Raw genomic sequence first — 18,753 nt, forward strand, 5'->3', positions numbered from 1 at the left:
GCGAAAGCGCTTGGGGTTTAGGCCGCCTTCTTCGCCTCCTTCCGCCTAAGGTTCTTCCAGAACACCACCAGGGCGCTCACCACGTAGATGGAGCTATAGGTGCCCACGAAGATGCCCACGAAGATGGCCAGGGCGAAGTCCCGGAGGACGCTTCCTCCCAGGAAGAGGAGGGCCAGGATGGGGAGGAGGGTGGTGAGGCTCGTCATGAGGGTGCGGGAGAGGGTCTGGTTGATGGAGCGGTTCACCAGTTCGGCGTACGGCAAGCCCCTAAGGAGCTTCTGGTTTTCCCGTATCCGGTCGGAAACCACGATGGAGTCGTTGATGGAGTAGCCCACCACGGTGAGGAGGGCGGCGATGGTGGGGATGGAGAACTCCAGGTTGAGAAGGCTATACATCCCCGCCACGATGGCCACGTCGTGGGCCACGGCCAAGACGCTCGCCACCCCGAAGGTCCAGTCAAAGCGGAAGGCCACGTAGAGGAGGATGAGCCCCAGGCCCACCAGCACCGCCATGACCGCATCCCGGCGGAGCTCCGAGCCGATGGCTGGGCCCACGGTCTCCGAGGTGAGGACCGTGGCCTTGAGCTCCGTTTCCAGGAGCCTTTCCAGTTCCAGGCGCTTCTCGTCGGGGAGAGGGGGGAGCTTGACGGAAAACTCCTTGTGGTCCGCCACGGGGGCCTGGACCTCGGTGATCACCGCTTCTTTAGCGGGGAAGCCCCTTTCTTCCAGGAAGCGCCTTAGGGCGTCCACGCTCGTCCCGGGAGCGGTGCGCAGGGTGTAGGCGGTGCCCCCCGTGAAGTCAATGGAGTAGTTGAAGCCCTTGGTGAAGACCACCCCCGCCGCAAAGACGGCCAGGAGCAGGGTGGCCACGGTGATGTACCGGGCAGGGCCCATGAAGTTGAAGCGGGGGTCCACGAGCCACATGGGGGGGCGGATTTCCCGGCGTTCCGCCAGGCGTTCCAGGAGGTAGCGGCTAAAGACCAGGTTGGAGAAGACGCTCGCCACCACCCCGATGGCCAGGACCACGGCGAAGCCCCGCACGGGCCCCGTGGCGTACTGGTAAAGGGCCGCCGCCGCCAGGAGGTGGGCGGCGTTCACGTCCAGGATGGTGAGGGTGGAGTGTTTGAAGCCCTCGGGGATGGCCTGGCGGAACCGTTTCCCGGCCCGTAGCTCCTCCTTGATGCGCTCAAAGGAGAGGACGTTCCCGTCCACCGCCGCCCCCAGGGTGAGGACCAGGCCGGCGATGCCGGGGAGGGTCAGGGTGGCCCCGAGTCCCGAGAGGAGGCCGAGGATAAGGGCGGAGGTGTAGAGGAGGCCCAAGGAGGCCACCAGGCCGAGGCTTGTCCCGTAGTAGGCGAAGATGAGGAGGAAGATGGCGAGCGTTCCGATAAGGGCCGAGCGGATGCCCGCCTGGATGGCGTCTTGGCCCAGGGTGGGGCCGATGGCCCGGATCTCCGCCACCTTGAGGGGCACGGGCAGGGCCCCTGAGCGCAGGACCAGGGCGATCTCGCTGGCCTCCTCGAGGCCGGAAAGGCCCTCAATCACCGCCTGCCCTCCGGTGATGGCCTGGCGGATTACGGGGGCGGTGTAGACCTTGCCGTCCAGGACGATGGCGAGCTGCTTGCCCACGTTGGCCCGGGTCACCTCCTCAAACTTCTTCGCCCCTTCCGGGGTGAAGGTGAGGGCCACCTGGGGGCGGCCAAACTGGTCAAAGACCGCCCGGGCGTCCGCCAGGTCCGCTCCCGTCAAAAGGGGTGGGCCTAGGTCCTCGGGCTTGATGAGGTCCTTTTCCAAATCTTCCCGCTTGAGCCGCGGGTTTTCCCTAAGGGCCTGGTTGATCTGGGCCACGGTGGTGCCGGTGGCCCCTTCCTTGAGGATGCGGAACTCCAGCACCGCTCGCTGGCCGATGAGCTTGAGCGCCCGGTCCTGGTCCGCCTGGGAGAGCCCGGGCAGCTCCACCACGATGCGCTTCTGGCCCTGGATCTGGATGAGGGGTTCCGCCACCCCCAGGGCGTTGATGCGGTTTTCCAGAACGGTGCGGGCCTTTTCCAGGTCATCGGGGGTGGGGTTCTCCACATCCGCTTCCAGGACGATGCGCAAGCCCCCTTTGAGGTCCAGACCTAGCTTGATCTTGGGTTCGCTTGGGGCCCAAGGCTTCCAGACGAAGAGCAAGGAAAGGAGAAAGAGGGATAGGAGGAAAAGTCCGTTAAGTAGCTTGCGGTTCATGCCCACTCCTTTGGCATACGTCAAGGCTCCTATAGCCGGGGGAAGGCCGGAAGACCCCCTAGGCTTGGCGCCCCCTTCCCGTAAGGCGCCAAGGGCGGGGGGAGGGCCTTAGCCGCCTTCTAGCTGGAGTTTCCGATAGAGGAGGTAAAGCCCGGGTTGGGGTAGGGTCTCCCGTAGGGCGGGAAGCGGGCTATTCCTAGGCCGGGGCGGCCGGGGCAGGGTGGGCCGGCTTACGCTCCCCCAAAGGGGCGGCGCAAAGCTCCCGCCCCGGTCTTCCTTTAACACGAGGGTGGGGCCTTTAGCCAGAAGCCCCGCCTCCCCCTTGCCCGGGGAAGGGGAGAGGGCGAACCCCGGCAAGAGGAGGCCTAGGGCGGCCAGAAGCCTCAGGCCCCGCATGGCCTTTAGGCGGGCACCTCCACCATCTGGAAGGCTTCTATGATGTCCCCTTCCTGGAAGTCGTCAAAGCCCTCGAGGCCAATCCCGCACTCGTACCCCTGGGCCACCTCCCGCACGTCCTCCTTGAAGCGCTTGAGGCTGGCGATGCGGCCTTTCCAGATCTCCTGCCCCTTGCGCAGGACCCTCACCTCGGCGTTCCGGGGGATCTTGCCCTGGGTCACCATGCACCCCGCCACCTGCTTGCCCGTGGGCAGGCGGAAGACGGCGCGCACCTCGGCCCGGCCCAGGATCTCCTCCTTGTACTGGGGCTCCTTCTGCCCCTTGACCATGGCCCGCACCTCGTCAATAAGGTCGTAGATGATGCGGAAGGTCTTGAGGAGCACGCCCTTCTGCTCCGCCGCCTTCTTCACCGAGCCTGGGGGGTTCACGCCGAAGGCCAGGATGGCGGCCCCCGCCGTCTGGGCCAGGAGGACGTCCGACTCCGTGGGGGCGCCCACCTGGGCCAGGAGGACGTTGATGCCCACCTCCTCGGTGCTCTCCTTGGCCAGGATGTGCTGGATAGCTTCCAAGGAGCCTTGGGTGTCCGCCCGCAGGATGAGGTTCACCTCCTTCTTGCCCTCCTCCTGCAAGGCCCGCAGGAGGTCGGCCATGGTCTTGGGGCGGCGCTCCTTTTCCGCCTCTTCCCGGGCGCGGCGCTCCTCCTTCCGCTCCTCGGCGATCTCCTTGGCAGCCTCGAGGTCCGGCACCCACTCCACCACATCCCCGGCGTGGGGGAGTTCTTGGAAGCCCAGGACCTGGACGGCGCTCCCCGGCCCCGCTTCCTTGCGCTGGTTCCCGTCGGCGTCCAGCATGGCCCGGATGCGCCCGTAGACCTCCCCGGCCACCACGTAGTCCCCCACGCGGAAGGTGCCTTCCTGCACCAGCATGTTGGCGATGATCCCCGCCTGCTTGTCCAGCTTGGACTCCAGGATCACCCCCCGGGGCTCGGCGTTGGGGTCGGCCCGGTAGTCCTCCAGCTCGGCGATGAGGAGGATCATCTCCAAAAGGTCCTGCACCCCCTGCCCCGTCTTGGCGCTGATGGGGACGATGATGGCGTCCCCGCCGTACTCCTCCGGGACGAAGCCCCGCTCCATGAGTTGCCGCTTCACCTTCTCGGGGTCGGCCTGGGGCAGGTCCATCTTATTCAGGGCGAAGATGATCTTCGCCCCGGCGGCCTTGGCGTGGGCGATGGCCTCCTCGGTCTGGGGCATGACCCCGTCGTCGGCGGCGATGACGATGACGGCGATGTCCGCCACCTTAGCCCCCCGCTGGCGGATGGTGGTGAAGGCCTCGTGGCCCGGGGTGTCAATGAAGACCACGGTACCCTGAGGGGTCTTGACCTCAAAGGCCCCCACGTGCTGGGTAATCCCCCCCGCCTCCTTCTCGGCGATGCGGCTTTTGCGCAGGTAGTCCAAGAGGGTGGTCTTCCCGTGGTCCACGTGGCCCATGATGACCACCACGGGGGGGCGTTTGGGGAGGCTCTTCCTGCGCTCTTCCTCCGCCAGCTTCTCTTGGAGCCCCCGTTGCTCCCGCACGAGCTCCCGCACCGCCTCGGCGTCCTCTTCGGAAAGGGTGGAGGCGTGGGACTTGTAGGGAACCCCCATCTGGTCCAGGAGCTCCAAAAGCTCCTCGTTTTCCATGCCCAGCTCTTTAGCCAGCTGGTAGATGCGTACCTTGGCCATCGTTACCTCCTAAATGGGCCCAAAGGGCCTCGGAAAGCGCCTTGGCCCGGGCCCCGGCGAAGCGCCTTAGTTTCTTTTCCGTCCAGCAGTCCGGGTTGTCGGGGCAGACGTAAGCCCCCCGGCCCGGAAGCTTGCCCGTGGGGTCCAGCCGGAACCCCTCGGGGGTCATGAGGATGCGCAAAAGCTCCCCTTTAGGCCGCCTCCTACGGCAGGCCACGCACATGCGTAAGGGGATGTGCCGCATCACTCGGAAAGGTCCTTGAAGAGCTTTTCAAACTCTTCCCGGGCCCGGGTGGGCGCACCCGCTTCCTCCTCGGCGGCCCGGCGGATGGCCTCGTCCAGGTCGGAGATCTCCGCCTCCTCAAAGTGGATGTCGTACCCCGTGAGCTTGGAGGCCAGGCGCACGTTCTGCCCCCCGGTGCCGATGGCCAGGGAGTGCTGGTCCTTGGTCACCTTTACCCGGGCCTTCTTCGTTTCCGGGTCCAGCTCAATGGAGCCCACCTGGGCGGGGGAGAGGGCGTTGCGGATGAACTCCTTGGGGTCCTTGGACCAGAGGATGATGTCCACCTTCTCCCGGCCCAGCTCCGCCGAAACCGCCTGGATGCGCTGCCCCTTGTGGCCGATGCAGGCCCCGATGGGGTCCACGTTGGGGTTGTGGCTCATCACCGCCACCTTGCTGCGGCGGCCAGGCTCCCGGGCGATGGCCTTGATCTCCACGATGCCCTCGGCGATCTCCGGGACCTCCTGCTTGAGGATGTGTTCCAAGAGCTTCTCGTGGGCCCGGCTCACGATGAGGGAAGGCCCCTTGGCGGAGCGGTCCACCTTCTTCAGGTAGACCTTAAGGCGCTGCCCGGGGTAGTACTTCTCCGTGGGGATCTGCTCGCTCTTGGGCAGGTAGGCCTCGCCCCGGCCCAGCTCCACGAAGACGTTCCCCCGGTTGTCCACCCGGGTCACCACCCCCGTGAGCACCTGGCCCTCCTTGTCCTTGTACTCGTTGTAGATGCGGTTGCGCTCGGACTCCTTGAGGCGTTGGGTGAGGATCTGGCGCAGGTCCTGGATGGCCATGCGGGAAAGCCCCTCGGGGTCAATGGGGAACTCCATCTCGTCCCCCACCTGCACCTCGGGGTCGTACTGGAGGGCCTCGGAAAGGGCGATCTCCTTGTCCGGGTCCTCCACCTTCTCCACCACCTTGCGGACCTCCACCATCTCAATGCGGCCCGTCTGGGGGTCAATGTACACGTCCACCTCGGGGCCCTTGCCGGCGTCCACCTCTTCCTTGCGGTAGCCCTTCTGCCGTTTGATGTAGGCCTTGCGCAGGGCCTCCTTGAAGGCTTCTAGGATCTCTTCGGTGCTTACGCCCCGCTCCAGGGCCAGCTGTTGCATGGCGTCAACGAATTCCCGGTTCATGCTTCCTCCTACCTAGGCTCCTCGGGCCACTCGGCCAGGTTGGCGCGGAAGGTGCCGAGCTTTAAGCGCTTCTCCTCGAGGCCCACCTGGAAGACCACCTCGTCCCCCTCCACCCTGAGGATCCGCCCCACGAAGCCCTCGGGCCCTGCTACCTTGGCCTTTAGGCCCTGGAAGCGCTCAAAGTGGCGGCGGGTGAAGAGGGGGCGCTTGGGCCCGGGGGACTCCACCAGAAGCCGGTAGCTTCCCGGGATGGGGTCTTCCCGGTCCAAGGCGGCCTCTATGTGGCGGCTCGCCCGTTCCAGGTCGGCCACGGTGATGGGCTTCTCGTCTAGGCGCTCCAGGCGCACCAGGACTTCGCCTGGGGCTTCCTTCACCTCCAGGACCTGAAGGCCCAAGGCCTCCACCGCCTCTTCCACCAACCGCCAAAGGTCTACAGGCACCTCCCCACCTCCCTTCACAAAGGAAGGGTGGGCTTACACCCACCCCCCTCCCTTGGGAGCACTGGGCTCAGTTTACACCCAAGGGGCGCTTGACTACAACCCCTTTAGCCTGGTACACTCAAGGTTGCCGGTCCGAGCCCGGCTTAGGACACGGGGGTGAACGGTCTCGACGGGGGTCGCCGAGGGTGTGGCTGCGCGCCGAGGTGCGGGTGGCCTCGTAAAAACCCGCAAAAGAATAAAGGCCAACAAGCCTCTTGCTCTCGCGGCTTAATGACCGCGGCCTCGCCTGGAAGCCCCGCCGGGGGCTCGCCAGCGCGGGGACACGAAACCCGGCTAGCCGAGGGCCAGGCTCCGTAGCCCAAGGCGAAGCTTAACGGAGCTCGCTCCTGGCCGCCCGTCCGCGGGCTAAGCCAGGAGGACACCCAAAACGCGGACTACGCGCGTAGACGCCCGCCGTAGGGACCTTCGGACGGGGGTTCAACTCCCCCCACCTCCACCAGACAGGGCGCCCCAAGGGGCGCCCTAACCTTTTTGGGCGCTTTGGGACACATCTCCTTTGGCCTCTTGGTAAAGTGAGGTAGGTGCCTTGGGCACCTCCTTCGGGGCGGGGTGGAAGTCCCCACCGGCGGTGACAGCCCGCGAAGCCCTTTGGGGCCCGACCCGGTGGAATTCCGGGGCCGACGGTGAAAGTCCGGATGGGAGAAGGAGGGCCGTTTGCGCGAACTGGACGAGCGGTTTCTCAAAAGAGCCTTGCAACTGGCGGAAAGGGCCCGTGGCCACACGAGCCCCAACCCCCTGGTAGGGGCGGTGCTGGTTCGGGAAGGGCGCATCGTGGGGGAGGGGTACCATCCCCGGGCGGGGGAGCTCCATGCGGAGGTCTTTGCCCTGGAGGAGGCGGGGGAGAAAGCCCGGGGGGCCACGGCCTACCTGACCCTGGAGCCCTGCGACCACTTTGGCCGCACGCCCCCTTGCTCCTTGGCCCTCCTCGAGGCGGGGGTGGCGCGGGTGGTGGTGGCGGCCCGGGACGAGAACCCCGTGGCCCGGGGCGGCTTGGAGCGCCTGAGGCGGGCAGGGGTCCAGGTGGAGGAGGGCCTTTTGGCCGAGGAGGCGAGGCTTCAGAACGAGGCCTTCTTCACCGCCTTGAGGAAGGGGAGGCCCTTCGTCCTCCTAAAGGCCGCCCTCACCCTGGACGGGAAGGTGGCGGCCGCCTCGGGGGATGCCCGCCACGTGTCCTCGGAGGCGAGCCGCCGGGTGGCCCACGCCTACCGCCAGTGGCTCCCGGCGGTGGTGGTGGGGGTGGGCACGGTGCTAAGGGACGACCCCGCCCTCACCGTGCGCCACCCCGACTTCCGCCCCTTTCCCCACATGGTGGAGCCGCCCCCCTTGCGGGACCCCCTGAAGGTGGTCCTGGACACCGAGGCCCGCACCCCCCCCACCGCCCGGCTTTTCGCCCCGGGGCCTCGAGGGGAGCCCGCCCGGGTCCTCCTCCTGGTGGGGCGAGGGGCCCCCAAGGACAGGCTTTTGGCCCTGGAGCGGGCGGGGGCGAGGGTGGTGGAGCTTCCCCGGGAGGGGGGAAGGGTGAGCCCGGAGGCCGCCTTGGCCTTCCTCTGGGAAGAAGGGGTGGACGGGGTCTTGCTGGAGGGGGGGCCTCGGGTGGCGGGGGCCTTTTGGGCCCGGGGGCTGGTGGACAAGGTGGCCCTTTTCCTCGCCCCCAAGGTGGTGGGGGAGGGGAAGGGGCTTTTGGAGGGCCTGGCCCTTTCCCGCATGGCGGAGGCCTTCCGGCTTCGCCTGGTGCGGCGGGAGTGGCTTGGGGAAGACCTTTGGCTGGAAGGGTACCTGGAGGTATAGGTGTTCACGGGACTGGTGGAGGAAACCGGGGAGATCCTTAAGGTGGAGGAAGGCCCCTTCCTGCGGGTGCGGGTCGCCGCCAAGGAGGTGCTTTCCGACCTGAAGGTGGGGGATTCCGTAGCGGTGGACGGGGTCTGCCTCACGGCGGTGGCGGTGGACGGGGAGGGGTTTTGGGTGGAGTTGGCCCAGGAAACCCTGCGCCGCACCGCCCCCACCTGGCGGGTGGGGCACCGGCCCAACCTGGAGCGGGCCCTTAAAGTGGGGGACCGGCTTGGGGGGCACTTCGTCACCGGGCACGTGGACGGGGTGGCGGAGCTCGTGGGGGTGCGGGAGGCCCCGGGGGCCAAGGACTTCTACTTTAGGCCCCCAAGGCCCCTCGCCCGCTACATCGCCGAGAAGGGGAGCGTGGTCCTAAACGGGGTTTCCCTCACGGTGGCGGGGCTTGAAGGGGAGGCTTTCTGGGTCACCTTGATCCCCCACACCCTAAAGGTCACCAACCTGGGGGGCCTCCGGGTGGGGGACGGGGTGAACCTGGAGGTGGACCTCATCGCCCGGTACGTGGAGCGGCTTTTGGGGGAGAGGGATGGAAGGCTTGGCTAGCGTCAGGGAGCTTCTGGAAGAACTCCGCCAGGGCCGCCCGGTGGTCCTGGTGGACGACGAGGACCGGGAGAACGAGGGCGACCTCATCATGGCGGCGGAGCACGTCACCCCCGAGTGGGTGAACTTCATGCTACGGGAGTGCCGCGGCCTCCTCTGCGTGGCCCTCACGGAGGAGAGGGCTAAGGCCTTGGACCTCCCCCTCATGGTGGAGAAGAACCAAGACCCCCAGGGCACCCGCTTCACCGTGAGCGTGGACGCCCGGGGGACCACCACGGGGATCTCCGCCTACGAGCGGGCGGCCACCATCAGGCTTTTGGCGGACCCCGAGGCCACGGCCCAGGACTTCCGCCGCCCGGGGCACATCTTCCCCTTGGTGGCCCGGCCTGGGGGGGTGTTGCGCCGCGCCGGGCACACCGAGGCCACGGTGGACCTCCTGCGCCTCGCCGGGCTTACCCCGGTGGGTAGCCTCATTGAGATCCTCAAGGAGGACGGCACCATGGCCCGCCTGCCGGACCTCTTGGAGTTCGCCCGGCGGCACGGCCTAAAGGTGGGGACCATCGCCGACCTCATCCGCTACCGCCTGGAGAAGGGGGACCTGTACGTGCGCCGAGAGGCGGAGGCCACCCTTCCCACCCGCTTCGGGGAGTTCCGCATCCTGGGGTACCGGGACACCCTCACGGGGGAGGAGCACGCCGCCTTGGTCATGGGGAGCTGGGAGCCGGAGGAGCCCGTCTTGGTGCGCATGCACTCGGAGTGCCTCACGGGGGATGCCCTCCACTCCCTAAGGTGCGACTGCGGCTTCCAAAGAGACCTGGCCCTGGAGCGCATCGCCCAGGAGGGGAAGGGGGTCTTGGTCTACCTCAGGCAGGAGGGGCGGGGGATTGGCCTCATCAACAAGATCCGCGCCTACCACCTCCAGGACCAGGGCCTGGACACGGTGGAGGCCAACCTGGCCCTGGGCTTCCCCCCGGACCTCAGGGACTACGGGGTGGGGGCGCAGATCCTCTACGACCTGGGGGTGCGGAAGATGCGCCTTTTGACCAACAACCCCCGCAAGGTGAAGGCCCTTTCCGGCTTCGGCATAGAGATCGTGGAGCGCATTCCCTTAAGGGCCGGGGACAACCCCTTCAACGAGCGCTACCTCCAGGCCAAAAAGGAGAAGCTGGGCCACTGGATGGACTAGGATGCCCCTTGGGGTGCGCCTCTTAAGGGCCTCCGTTATCCTCCTGCTCCTCCTCGCCTTCCTAGACCTCCGCCTGCCCCTAAAGGGGCGGGTGGTTTACCTATTGGATTTCTCCCCTTCCGCCCGGGAAAGCGTCTTCGCCGCGGCGGAAAGGCTTCCTAGGGACGGGGTCTATTTGGCCTTTGCCGAAAGGGTGGCGCGGCTTCCGGGCCCCACGGCGAGGCGGCTGGACCTAGGGGAGGGGACGGAGGTGCAGGGGGCTTTGGCGGAGGCCTTGCGCCTGGGGGCGGACCGGGTGGTCCTGGTTTCCGATGGGCTTTTCCCCCCCGTGCCCTCCCCCCTTCCCCTGGATGCGGTGTACGTGCTCCCAAGGCCCTTCGTGGCCCTTCGCCTCCTCCCCCCGCCCTTTCCCCTCCTGGGGGAGACGGTGGGGGTGCGGGTGGTCCTCGAGGCCCCCTTGCCCGCCGAGGTGCGGCTTAGGGTGGAGGGGCCGGGGGGCACGTGGGAGCGGGCGCTCAGGGTGGAGGGGCGGGTGGCCTTCACCTACACCTTTCCCCTTTTGGAGGAAGGGGAGGTGCGGGCGGAGGCGGTGGGGCCCTGGGGGCGGAGCGCGGCCAGGGTGGAGGTGGCCCCCCAGGACCGGGCGAGGGCCTTGGTCCTGGGCGACCCCGCGTTGGCCCGCTACCTCGAGGCCCAGGGCTTCCAGGTGGAGGAAGGCCCTTTCCGGCTTCCCCTGGAGGCGGACCTGGTGGCGGTGGGCCTTGGGGTCTTGGACCTGCCCGAGGGGGCGCCGGAGGCCCTTAGGGACTACCTCCGCCGGGGCGGGGGCCTCCTCTTCACCGCCACCCCCAAGGGGCTTTTCTTCGGGGGCTGGGACCGGGCGATGCCCGAGGAGCTTCCCCTGAAGCCCCTGGGGCGGCAAGGGGCGGCCTTGGTCCTGCTCCTGGACGTTTCCGGGAGCATGGAGGGGGAGAAGCTCGCCCTGGCGGTGGCGGCGGCCCTGGAGCTCGTGCAAAGCGCCGCCCCCGAGGATTACCTGGGGGTGGTGGCCTTCGCCTCGGGGCATCGGGTCCTCTTCCCCCCGAGGCCCATGACGGACCGGGCCAAAAAGGAGGCGGAACGCCTCCTCCTCTCCCTAAGGGCGGGCGGGGGCACGGTGCTGGGCGGGGCCCTGCGGGAGGCGGTGGGGCTCTTGCGGGGGGTCCCCGTGGCCCGCAAGGGGATCTTGGTCCTCACGGATGGCCTCGTTTCTGACCCCAAAGAGCCCCTCCTGGCCCTGGCGGAGGGGGCGGGGGCGGAGGTTTCCGCCATCGCCTTGGGGGAGGATGCGGACCACGACTTTTTGGAGGCGCTTTCCCGGCGGGGCGGGGGCCGCTTCTACCGGGCGGCCACGGCCCGGGAGCTTCCCCGGCTTTTCCTCAAGGAGGGGCAGGAGGTCTTCGGGAAGGAGGCGGTGGAGGGGCGGTTTCCCGTGGAGGCGCTTCCCCACCCCCTCACGGAGGGCTTCCTTTTCCCGCCCCTTTCCGTCCTCCTCCCGGCAAGGGCCGAGCCCTGGGCCGAGGTGCTCCTAAAAAGCGGGGAGCGGGCGGTGCTCGCCGTGGGGGAGCGGGGCGAGGGGCGGGTGGCGGCCCTGGCCACGGACCTTTCCCGCTCCTGGCGGGACTTTGAGGGGGCTTCCGCCTTCCTTGGGGGGCTCGCCCGGTACCTGGCGGGCACGGGGCGGGCCCTCGCCCTCTACGCCTACCCCGAGGGGGAAGGGGTGCGGGTGGTGGCCCTGGGGCGGCTCGAGGCCCCGAGGCTTCTGACGGGCGGCGCGGAAACCCCCATGGTGCCCACGGGGCCTTTGCGCTTTGAGGCCCGCGTGGCGGGTCCCGGGGTTCTCCTGGACGGGAAGCGCCGCATCCCCTTGGCCGTTCCCCTTCCCGGGGAGTGGACGCCCAGGGACGGGGCGGCCACCCTCAGGGCCATGGCGGAGGCGAGCGGCGGGCGGCTTCTGGCCCTGGAGGAGGTGGGCAGGCCCCCTCCTAGGCCCCTTCCCCTAAGGCCCTACCTCCTGTGGGCGGCTCTTCTCCTCTTCCTCCTGGAGCGGGTTTGGGAGGCCCGGGTGAGCCGGGGCACACTTTCCCAAGGCGCCCTCGGTTAGCCTGGCGGCGAAGGGGGTCAGTATGGACCGCAGGCGGTTTATCGGCCTTTCTGGTGGGTTTCTCTTGGCGGCGGGGTTTGCCCCCGCCTGGGGCCAGGGGCGGCCTCCCAAGGGGGTGAACGGGGGCGGGTTTTACCGCTTCGCCCTAGGGCGGATGGCCGTCACCATTCTCTCCGATGGCCAGTCGGCCCCGGGGCCCCTTCTCCCCAACTGGGGGGCGAACCCCGAGCTCCAGGGGGAGTTCCGGCGCGTGCTCCAGGAGCACTTCCTCAACCCGGACGCCACCCGCAACAACTTCAACCCCGTCCTCCTGGACCTGGGGGAGGCGAGGCTCTTGGTGGACACGGGCCGGGGGGTGGGGGCTGGGGGGAGGCTTCTTGCGCACCTGGAGCTCGCCGGCTACGCCCCCGAGGACATCACCCACGTCTTCCTCACCCACGGCCACCCCGACCACATCGGGGGGCTGGTGGACGAAAGGGGGCGGCCGGCCTTCCCCCAGGCGGTCCACCTCATGGGCCGGGTGGACCTGGACTACTGGCTCAAGAACCCCTCCCAGGCGGTGGAGCGGGCCCTCTTTCCCTTGCGGGACCGCATCCGGCCCGTGGAGGACGGGGAGGAGATCCTCCCTGGGGTAAGGGCCGTGGCCTCCTTCGGCCACACCCCGGGGCACATGAGCCTCGAGGCCACCTCCGAGGGGAAAACCCTCTTCCTCTTCGGGGACGCCGCCGGGCACTACCTCCTCTCCTTGCGCTTTCCCCAGGCCTACCTCGGCTTTGACATGGACAAGGCGGAGGTGGTGCGCACCCGGGCCCGGCTTTTTAGGAAGGTGAGCGAGGAGAAAAGCCTCATCACCGCCTACCACTTCCCCTGGCCCGCCCTGGGGTACATCCGCCGGGAAGGGGAGGGGTATGCCTTCGTCCCCGCCTTCTTTGAGTTCTAATGTGCAAAAATCACATGGGCAACAGGGAAGGGGGCCTAGGCTAAGGCCATGTTCCACTGGGACGATGACCTGGAGCGCCGCATGCGGGCGGAGTTGGCGCGGCGCGAAATGTGGGAGAAGCCCCTGAGGGAGGAGATTGACAGGTTACGCCTGGAGGTGTTGCGGCTCAAAGAGCTGGTCCGGCACCTGCAAGGGGACAGGGAAGCCCTCCGGTGGCAGGTGCGGGAGATCTTCCTGGGGCGCGCTTTCCCCGAGGAGGAGCTCCTTTGGGCCAAGAGGGTCCTGGAGGAAGCCTGGCTGGAGCTTAGCCTCATGGGCTCGGAGCGGGCCTCCGAGGTGAGCCAGCTCATCCACCATCTGGAGCGGATTTGGAACGCCCGAAATCCTCGCCGATCTGTATCAAAACCGCCTCCCCCCGAACCGTGAGGGTCCCCTCGGCGTAAAGCTCCGTTTCCACCACCACCTTCTTGCCCTTGACCTCCTTGGGCCTGCCCACCAGGAGGAGCTCGGGGCCCAGGGGGGTGGGCTTCAGGTAGTCCACCTTGAGGCTTGCGGTGACGAAGCGCAAGGGGTGGGCCTCGAGGCTAAGCCCTTCCGCCGCCGCCTTGGCTGCGGCGGCGGTGGCGGTGGAGTGGCAGTCCACCAGGGAAGCGAGAAGCCCCCCGTAGACGAAGCCAGGGATGGCGGTGTGGTGGGGGTTTGGGGTGAAGCGGGTTTCGCTTTCCCCCTTTTCCCCGCGCCAATAGGTCTTGATGTGGAGGCCGTGGGCGTTGAGGTAGCCGCACCCGTAGCAGTGGGCCCACTCCGGGGGGTAGTAGAGCTGGATGGCCTTCATCCGAGCCCCTGGGCCCGCCAGCGTTCGGGCACCGCTTGCCGGAGAAAGTCCACGATGTCCTGGGTGCTGGTGCCGGGGCCGAAAACCGCCGCCACCCCGAGCTCCTTGAGCTTGGGCACGTCCTCGTCGGGGATGATGCCGCCCCCGAAAAGCAGGATGTCCGAGGCCCCTTGCTCCTCCAAAAGCCGCTTCACCTCGCGGAAGTAGTGCATGTGGGCCCCGGAGAGGATGGAAAGTCCAATGGCGTCCACGTCCTCCTGGATGGCGGCGGAGACGATCATCTCAGGGGTCTGGCGGAGCCCCGTGTAGATCACCTCCATCCCCGCATCCCGCAGGGCCCGGGCCACCACCTTGGCCCCCCGGTCGTGCCCGTCCAAGCCCGGTTTGGCGATGAGTACCCGTATGCGCCGGTCCACGCCTTGCATCCTAAACCTCCTAGACGTAGGCGGGTTCCTGATAGGTGCCGTAGACCTCCCGCAGGACGTCCATCATCTCTCCCAGGGTGCAGTAGGCCAGGGCGCACTCCACGAAGTGGGGCATGGTGTTCTGCCCCTCCACCGCTGCCCGGCGCAGGCCCGCCAGGGCCTCTTCCACGCGCTTGGGGTCCCGCTCCCGGCGTACCCGGGCCAGGCGCTCCGCCTGCACCCGTTCCACCTCGGGGTCCACCAGCTGGATGGGCACCTTCAGGGGGATTTCGTCGGTGAAGGCGTTCACCCCCACGATGATGCGCTCTTTCCGCTCCACCTCCTGCTGGTAGCGGTAGCTGGCCTCGGCGAGCTCCCTCAGGAAGTACCCCTCCTCAATGGCCCGCACCACCCCGCCCATGCGGCGGATCTCCTCAATGATGGCCATGGCCTGGCGTTCCATCTCGTCCGTGAGCCACTCCACGTAGTAGCTCCCCGCCAAGGGGTCTATGGTGTGGGTGACCCCGGTCTCGTAGGCGATGATCTGTTGCGTCCTTAGGGCGATGGTGGCGCTCTCTTCCGTGGGTAGGGCTAGGGCTTCATCGTAGGCGTCGGTGTGGAGGCTGTTGGTGCCGCCAAGCACCGCCGCCAGGGCTTGGATGGCCACCCGGGCGATGTTGTTCAGGGGTTGCTGGGCGGTGAGGGAAACCCCGGCGGTCTGGGCGTGGGTGCGGAGCATCCAGCTCGCCGGGTTCTTGGCCCCGTAGCGGTTCCGCATCTCCTTGGCCCAGATGCGCCTCGCCGCGCGGAACTTGGCGATTTCCTCAAAGAAATCGTTGTGCACGTCAAAGAAGAAGCTGATCCTCGGGGCGAACTCGTCTATGTCCAGACCCCGCTTGAGGGCGGCCTCCACGTATTCAAAGCCGTCCGCCAGGGTCCAGGCGAGCTCCTGCACGGCGGTGCTCCCCGCCTCGCGGATGTGGTAGCCGGACACGGAGATGAAGTTCCACTTGGGGACGTTTTTGGGCCCCCATTCAAAGGTGTCAATGACCAGCTTCACGCTGGGCTCGGGGGGGAAGATGAACTCCTTCTGGGCGATGAACTCCTTGAGGATGTCGTTTTGGATGGTGCCCCCGAGCTTTTTCCAGTCGTAGCCCCTCTTCTTGGCCACCGCCAGGTACATGGCCCAGATGGCGTTGGCGGGGCTGTTGATGGTCATGGAGGTGGTGACCTCCTCGAGGTTGATCCCGTCAAAGAGGATCTCCATGTCCGCCAGGCTGGAGACCGCCACCCCGCACTTCCCCACCTCCCCCTTGGAAAGGGGGTGGTCGGAGTCGTAGCCCATGAGGGTGGGGAGGTCAAAGGCCACGGAAAGCCCGGTCTGGCCCGCCTTGAGGAGTTTCTTAAAGCGCTCGTTGGTCTGCTCGGCGGTGCCGAAGCCGGCGAACATGCGCATGGTCCAGAGCTTGGAGCGGTACATGGAGCCGTAGACCCCCCGGGTGTAGGGGTACTCCCCCGGGTAGCCCCGCTTCTCCTCGTACTCCGGGTCCAGGACGCCGATGTCCTCCGGGGTGTAGAGGGGCTCTGGGGCGATGTCCGAGAGGGTGCGGTGGGCCACGGGCCTCTCGGGCATCTTCTCCAGGCTCTTTTGGTAGGTCTCCCTGAGCCAGTCGTGCTTCTTGCGCATGGGCCCTCCCTTTACCCTAAAGTTTACGCTTTTTTGCGCTAGGGGAAAAGGGCGTTATGCCTGGCGTTCGCTTTCCGGCTCCACGTGGATGGTGACCACCAGGCCCGGCATCTCCTTCTCCAGGGCCCGCTCCAGCTCGTCGCAAAGGCGGTGGGCCTCCTCCACGCTCATCCTGCCCGGCACCACCAGGTGGAACTCCAAAAAGCTCTTGGGCCCGGCCCGTCGGGTCTTTATGTCGTGCACTTCCAGGGCCCGCCCCCTCAGGTGGGCCTGGATCACCCCCTGGATCCGCTCCACCTCCTCGGGGGAAAGCCCCTCGTCCATGAGCCCCCCCACGGACTGCCGCACCAGGCGGAAGCCCATGAGGAGGATGTTCCCCGCCACCAGGAGGGCCAAGAGGGGGTCCAGAACCCAAAACCCCGTGGCCCAGGCGAGCCCCACCCCCGCCAGGACCCCCAAGGAGGTGAGGACGTCGGAAAACACGTGGTACCCGTCGGCGGTGAGGGCGGGGGAGCGGTGGCGGCGTCCCTCCCGGAGGAGGAAGTAGGCGAGAAGGCCGTTCAAGCCTGCGGCCAAGAGGCTCACGCCAAGCCCTGGGCCCAGGCCCTCGAGGGGCACGGGCCTAAGGAGGCGGGGGAGCGCCTCCTTGGCGATGAGAAGCGCCGCCCCCACCACCAAGACCCCCTCCAGCACGGCGGAGAAGTACTCCGCCTTGGTGTGGCCGAAGGGGTGGGTTTCGTCCGGGGGCTTCTGCGCCAGGCGGATGGCCAGGAGGGCGGCCAGGGCGGCGGCCACGTTCACCGTGGACTCCAGGGCGTCGGAGAGGAGGGCCACGGAGCCCGTGAGGAGGTAGGCCAGGGCCTTGAGCCCCAGGACCAGGAGGGCCACCGCAAAGCTCACCCAGGCGGCCCGTTCCGCCACCTCAGACCCCTTCTTCCGCCAGCTCCCGTTTGGGCTTGAGGAGGGGGAAGAGGAGCACGTCCCTTAAGGAGGGCTGGTCGGTGAGGATCATGGCCAGGCGGTCCAGGCCGAGGCCAAGCCCCGCCGCCGGGGGCATGCCGTACTCCAGGGCCAAGAGGAAGTCCTCGTCGGGCTCGGGGGCTTCCTCGTCCCCTTCCTTCCGCCTTCTCGCCTGTTCCAAGAAGCGCTCCCTTTGGTCCAGGGGGTCGTTGAGCTCGGAATAGGCGGGGGCGAGCTCCATGCCGGCGGCGTAAAGGTCCCACCGCTCGGTGAGCCCGGGCTTTTCCCGGTGGCGCTTGGCCAAGGGGCTAATGGCCAGGGGGAAGTCAAGGACGAAGGTGGGGTCCTGCAGGTGGGGCTCCACGTAGATGCCGAAGAGTTTGTCCAAAAGCTTGTAGCTCGGCACCTGGGCAAGCTCGGGGTGGTGGGCGTCGGCCCAGAGGCGAAGCCGATCCAGGTCCAGGGGGTCAAAGGGAAGGCCCGCCTTTTCCTTCAGGCTTTCCACGAAGGAGATGCGCTTAAAGGGCGGGGTGAAGTCCAGGATGCGGCCCTGGTAGGGCACCTGGTAGCTTCCGAAAAGGTGGAGGACGAGGCCCGAAAGGAGCTCCTCCACCAGGCTGGCCATGTCCTGGTAATCGGCGTAGGCCCAGTAGGCCTCCAGCATGGTGAACTCGGGGTTGTGGTTGTGGTCAATGCCCTCGTTGCGGAAGTTGCGCCCGATTTCAAAGACCTTTTCAAAGCCGCCCACCAGGAGCCTTTTGAGGTAGAGCTCCAAGGAGATGCGCAGGTAGAACTCGTGGTCTAGGGCGTTGTGGTAGGTCTTGAAGGGCCTCGCCTCGGCGCCGCCCGTGGTGGGTTGGAGGATGGGGGTTTCCACCTCCAGGAAGCCCTTGTCCTCAAAGAAGCGGCGGATGTAGCGCACCATGGCCGTGCGCCGCCGGAAGACCTCCCGCACCTCGGGGTTGACGATGAGGTCCAGGTAGCGCTGGCGGTAGCGGACCTCCTTGTCCCGGATGCCGTGCCACTTGTCCGGCAAGGGATGGAGGCATTTCACCAAGGGAGTCCAGGAGAGGACCTTAACCGTGACCTCCCCGGTTTTGGTGGTGAAGAGGGTGCCCCGGACCCCCAGGATGTCCCCCACGTCCAGCTTCTTGAGGAGCTCGTACTGGGGGGTGAGGTCTCTTTGGAAGTAGAGCTGGATCTTTCCGCTTTCGTCCAGTAGGTGGGCAAAGGTAACCTTGCCCATCCGCCTTACGGCCACGATGCGCCCCGCCAGGGAGACCTCCTCCGGCCACTCGGTTTCCGGGGGAGCCCCGGCTTTGGCCTTTAGGAGGTCCTGGGCGCGATCGGTCTTGGGGTAGCGGTAGGGGTAGGGGGCAAAGCCCGCCTCCACCAGGGCTTCCAGGTTGAGAAGGCGCTGGCGCGTCTGCTCGTTCATGCGTGTACCGCCACCACGCGGAACTCCTTCTTGCCCTTGGGGGTTTCCAGCGTCAGCACGTCCCCCACCCGGTGGCCCAGGAGGGCCTTGCCCATGGGGGAGGCGTCGGAGATCTTCATGGGGGTTTCCAGGACGCTGGCCTCGGCGGGGGAAACCACCTGCACCTCCAGGCGTTCCCCGGTCACGGGGTCTTCCAGCTCCACCACCGAGCCCAGCCCGATGACCTCGGTGGTGGCCTCCTCGAGGATGACCGCCCGGGAGAGGATGTCCTCCAAGGAGTCAATGCGGGCTTCAATGCGGGCCTTTTCCTGCTTGGCCGCTTCCAAGCCGGAGTCATCGTAATCGTCGGAGGACTCCATGAGCTCCTGCAGGATCTTGGTGGCCTCCTGGAGGCGCTCCCGCTCCTGCTCTAGCTGCTGCATGAGCCGCTCGTAGCCGGCTTTGGTTAGCTTTACCTCGCGCGCCATAGCTCACCTCGTAAGTCATGGAGGCCGGCCAAAGCCGACCTCCTTGGCCCAAGGGCCCC

General features: G+C 67.4%; 18 protein-coding genes, 1 other RNA gene and 1 riboswitch. Of the genes, 7 read left to right on the top strand and 12 right to left on the bottom strand.

Annotation, left to right across the window (positions count from 1 at the left end):
* Positions 1–17: 17 nt before the first annotated feature.
* The 6 genes from secD to rimP all read right to left on the bottom strand — a co-directional run bounded on the left by secD (position 18) and on the right by rimP (position 6,207).
* The gene (gene secD, locus L0C60_RS09735) at positions 18–2,225 is read right to left on the bottom strand and encodes a protein translocase subunit SecD (RefSeq protein WP_234505468.1); all 2,208 of its coding nucleotides are present in this window, start codon (positions 2,223–2,225) and stop codon (positions 18–20) included.
* Between the two features lie 108 nt (positions 2,226–2,333).
* Positions 2,334–2,621: a hypothetical protein gene (locus L0C60_RS09740; protein WP_234505471.1), complete on the bottom strand. Its 288-nt coding sequence runs from the start codon at positions 2,619–2,621 to the stop codon at positions 2,334–2,336.
* 5 nt (positions 2,622–2,626) lie between these two features.
* Positions 2,627–4,342: a translation initiation factor IF-2 gene (infB, locus tag L0C60_RS09745; RefSeq protein WP_234505473.1), complete on the bottom strand. Its 1,716-nt coding sequence runs from the start codon at positions 4,340–4,342 to the stop codon at positions 2,627–2,629.
* Positions 4,311–4,586: a YlxR family protein gene (locus tag L0C60_RS09750; protein ID WP_234505476.1), complete on the bottom strand. Its 276-nt coding sequence runs from the start codon at positions 4,584–4,586 to the stop codon at positions 4,311–4,313. Before L0C60_RS09750 ends, infB begins: the two co-directional genes overlap by 32 nt.
* Positions 4,586–5,749 carry a transcription termination factor NusA gene (gene nusA / locus L0C60_RS09755; protein WP_234505478.1) on the bottom strand — a complete coding sequence of 388 codons (1,164 nt, stop codon included), beginning with the start codon at positions 5,747–5,749 and terminating at the stop codon, positions 4,586–4,588. Before nusA ends, L0C60_RS09750 begins: the two co-directional genes overlap by 1 nt.
* 8 nt (positions 5,750–5,757) lie before the next feature.
* Positions 5,758–6,207, bottom strand: a complete 450-nt coding sequence (gene rimP, locus L0C60_RS09760) for a ribosome maturation factor RimP (RefSeq protein WP_234505481.1) — start codon at positions 6,205–6,207, stop codon at positions 5,758–5,760.
* A 134-nt stretch (positions 6,208–6,341) separates the two neighbouring features.
* Here rimP and ssrA point away from each other — a divergent pair.
* From ssrA to L0C60_RS09795, 7 genes are all read left to right on the top strand, one after another.
* Positions 6,342–6,688: a transfer-messenger RNA gene (gene ssrA / locus L0C60_RS09765) on the top strand.
* Between the two features lie 92 nt (positions 6,689–6,780).
* A riboswitch (FMN riboswitch) is annotated at positions 6,781–6,900 on the top strand.
* A gap of 3 nt (positions 6,901–6,903) precedes the next feature.
* Positions 6,904–8,037, top strand: coding sequence for a bifunctional diaminohydroxyphosphoribosylaminopyrimidine deaminase/5-amino-6-(5-phosphoribosylamino)uracil reductase RibD (gene ribD, locus L0C60_RS09770; RefSeq protein WP_243092702.1), 1,134 nt, complete (start codon positions 6,904–6,906; stop codon positions 8,035–8,037).
* A complete protein-coding gene (locus L0C60_RS09775) occupies positions 8,038–8,637 on the top strand; it encodes a riboflavin synthase (RefSeq protein WP_234505486.1) in 600 nt (199 codons plus the stop codon).
* Entirely contained in the window at positions 8,621–9,820 is a 1,200-nt protein-coding gene (locus L0C60_RS09780) for a bifunctional 3,4-dihydroxy-2-butanone-4-phosphate synthase/GTP cyclohydrolase II (protein WP_234505488.1), read from the top strand. The genes L0C60_RS09775 and L0C60_RS09780 overlap by 17 nt, the downstream gene beginning before the upstream one ends.
* A gap of 1 nt (position 9,821) precedes the next feature.
* Positions 9,822–11,963 (top strand): VWA domain-containing protein, encoded by a 2,142-nt coding sequence (locus tag L0C60_RS09785; protein WP_234505491.1) that lies wholly within the window; start codon positions 9,822–9,824, stop codon positions 11,961–11,963.
* Positions 11,964–11,985: 22 nt separating this feature from the next.
* A complete protein-coding gene (locus L0C60_RS09790) occupies positions 11,986–12,903 on the top strand; it encodes an MBL fold metallo-hydrolase (protein ID WP_234505494.1) in 918 nt (305 codons plus the stop codon).
* A 48-nt stretch (positions 12,904–12,951) separates the two neighbouring features.
* Positions 12,952–13,329, top strand: coding sequence for a hypothetical protein (locus tag L0C60_RS09795; RefSeq protein ID WP_234505497.1), 378 nt, complete (start codon positions 12,952–12,954; stop codon positions 13,327–13,329).
* Here L0C60_RS09795 and L0C60_RS09800 read toward each other — a convergent pair.
* Genes L0C60_RS09800 through L0C60_RS09825 form a run of 6 tightly spaced genes read right to left on the bottom strand, consistent with a single transcriptional unit; the run spans position 13,250 to position 18,694 of the window.
* The gene (locus L0C60_RS09800; protein WP_234505499.1) at positions 13,250–13,738 is read right to left on the bottom strand and encodes a PaaI family thioesterase; all 489 of its coding nucleotides are present in this window, start codon (positions 13,736–13,738) and stop codon (positions 13,250–13,252) included. The two genes, L0C60_RS09795 and L0C60_RS09800, sit on opposite strands and share 80 nt — an antisense overlap.
* Positions 13,735–14,163: a cobalamin B12-binding domain-containing protein gene (locus L0C60_RS09805; RefSeq protein WP_234505502.1), complete on the bottom strand. Its 429-nt coding sequence runs from the start codon at positions 14,161–14,163 to the stop codon at positions 13,735–13,737. The genes L0C60_RS09800 and L0C60_RS09805 overlap by 4 nt, the downstream gene beginning before the upstream one ends.
* Before the next feature lie 10 nt (positions 14,164–14,173).
* Positions 14,174–15,829, bottom strand: a complete 1,656-nt coding sequence (locus L0C60_RS09810) for an acyl-CoA mutase large subunit family protein (protein ID WP_234505505.1) — start codon at positions 15,827–15,829, stop codon at positions 14,174–14,176.
* Positions 15,830–15,883: 54 nt separating this feature from the next.
* A complete protein-coding gene (locus L0C60_RS09815) occupies positions 15,884–16,750 on the bottom strand; it encodes a cation diffusion facilitator family transporter (RefSeq protein ID WP_234505508.1) in 867 nt (288 codons plus the stop codon).
* 1 nt (position 16,751) lies between these two features.
* A complete protein-coding gene (gene lysS / locus L0C60_RS09820) occupies positions 16,752–18,227 on the bottom strand; it encodes a lysine--tRNA ligase (protein ID WP_243092703.1) in 1,476 nt (491 codons plus the stop codon).
* Complete coding sequence (locus L0C60_RS09825; RefSeq protein WP_071676328.1) at positions 18,224–18,694, bottom strand: GreA/GreB family elongation factor; 471 nt, start codon at positions 18,692–18,694, stop codon at positions 18,224–18,226. The genes lysS and L0C60_RS09825 overlap by 4 nt, the downstream gene beginning before the upstream one ends.
* Between the last annotated feature and the right edge of the window lie 59 nt (positions 18,695–18,753).

The sequence above is a fragment of the Thermus hydrothermalis genome, from assembly GCF_022760925.1.
In the GTDB taxonomy this organism is placed as follows: Bacteria; Deinococcota; Deinococci; order Deinococcales; family Thermaceae; genus Thermus; species Thermus hydrothermalis.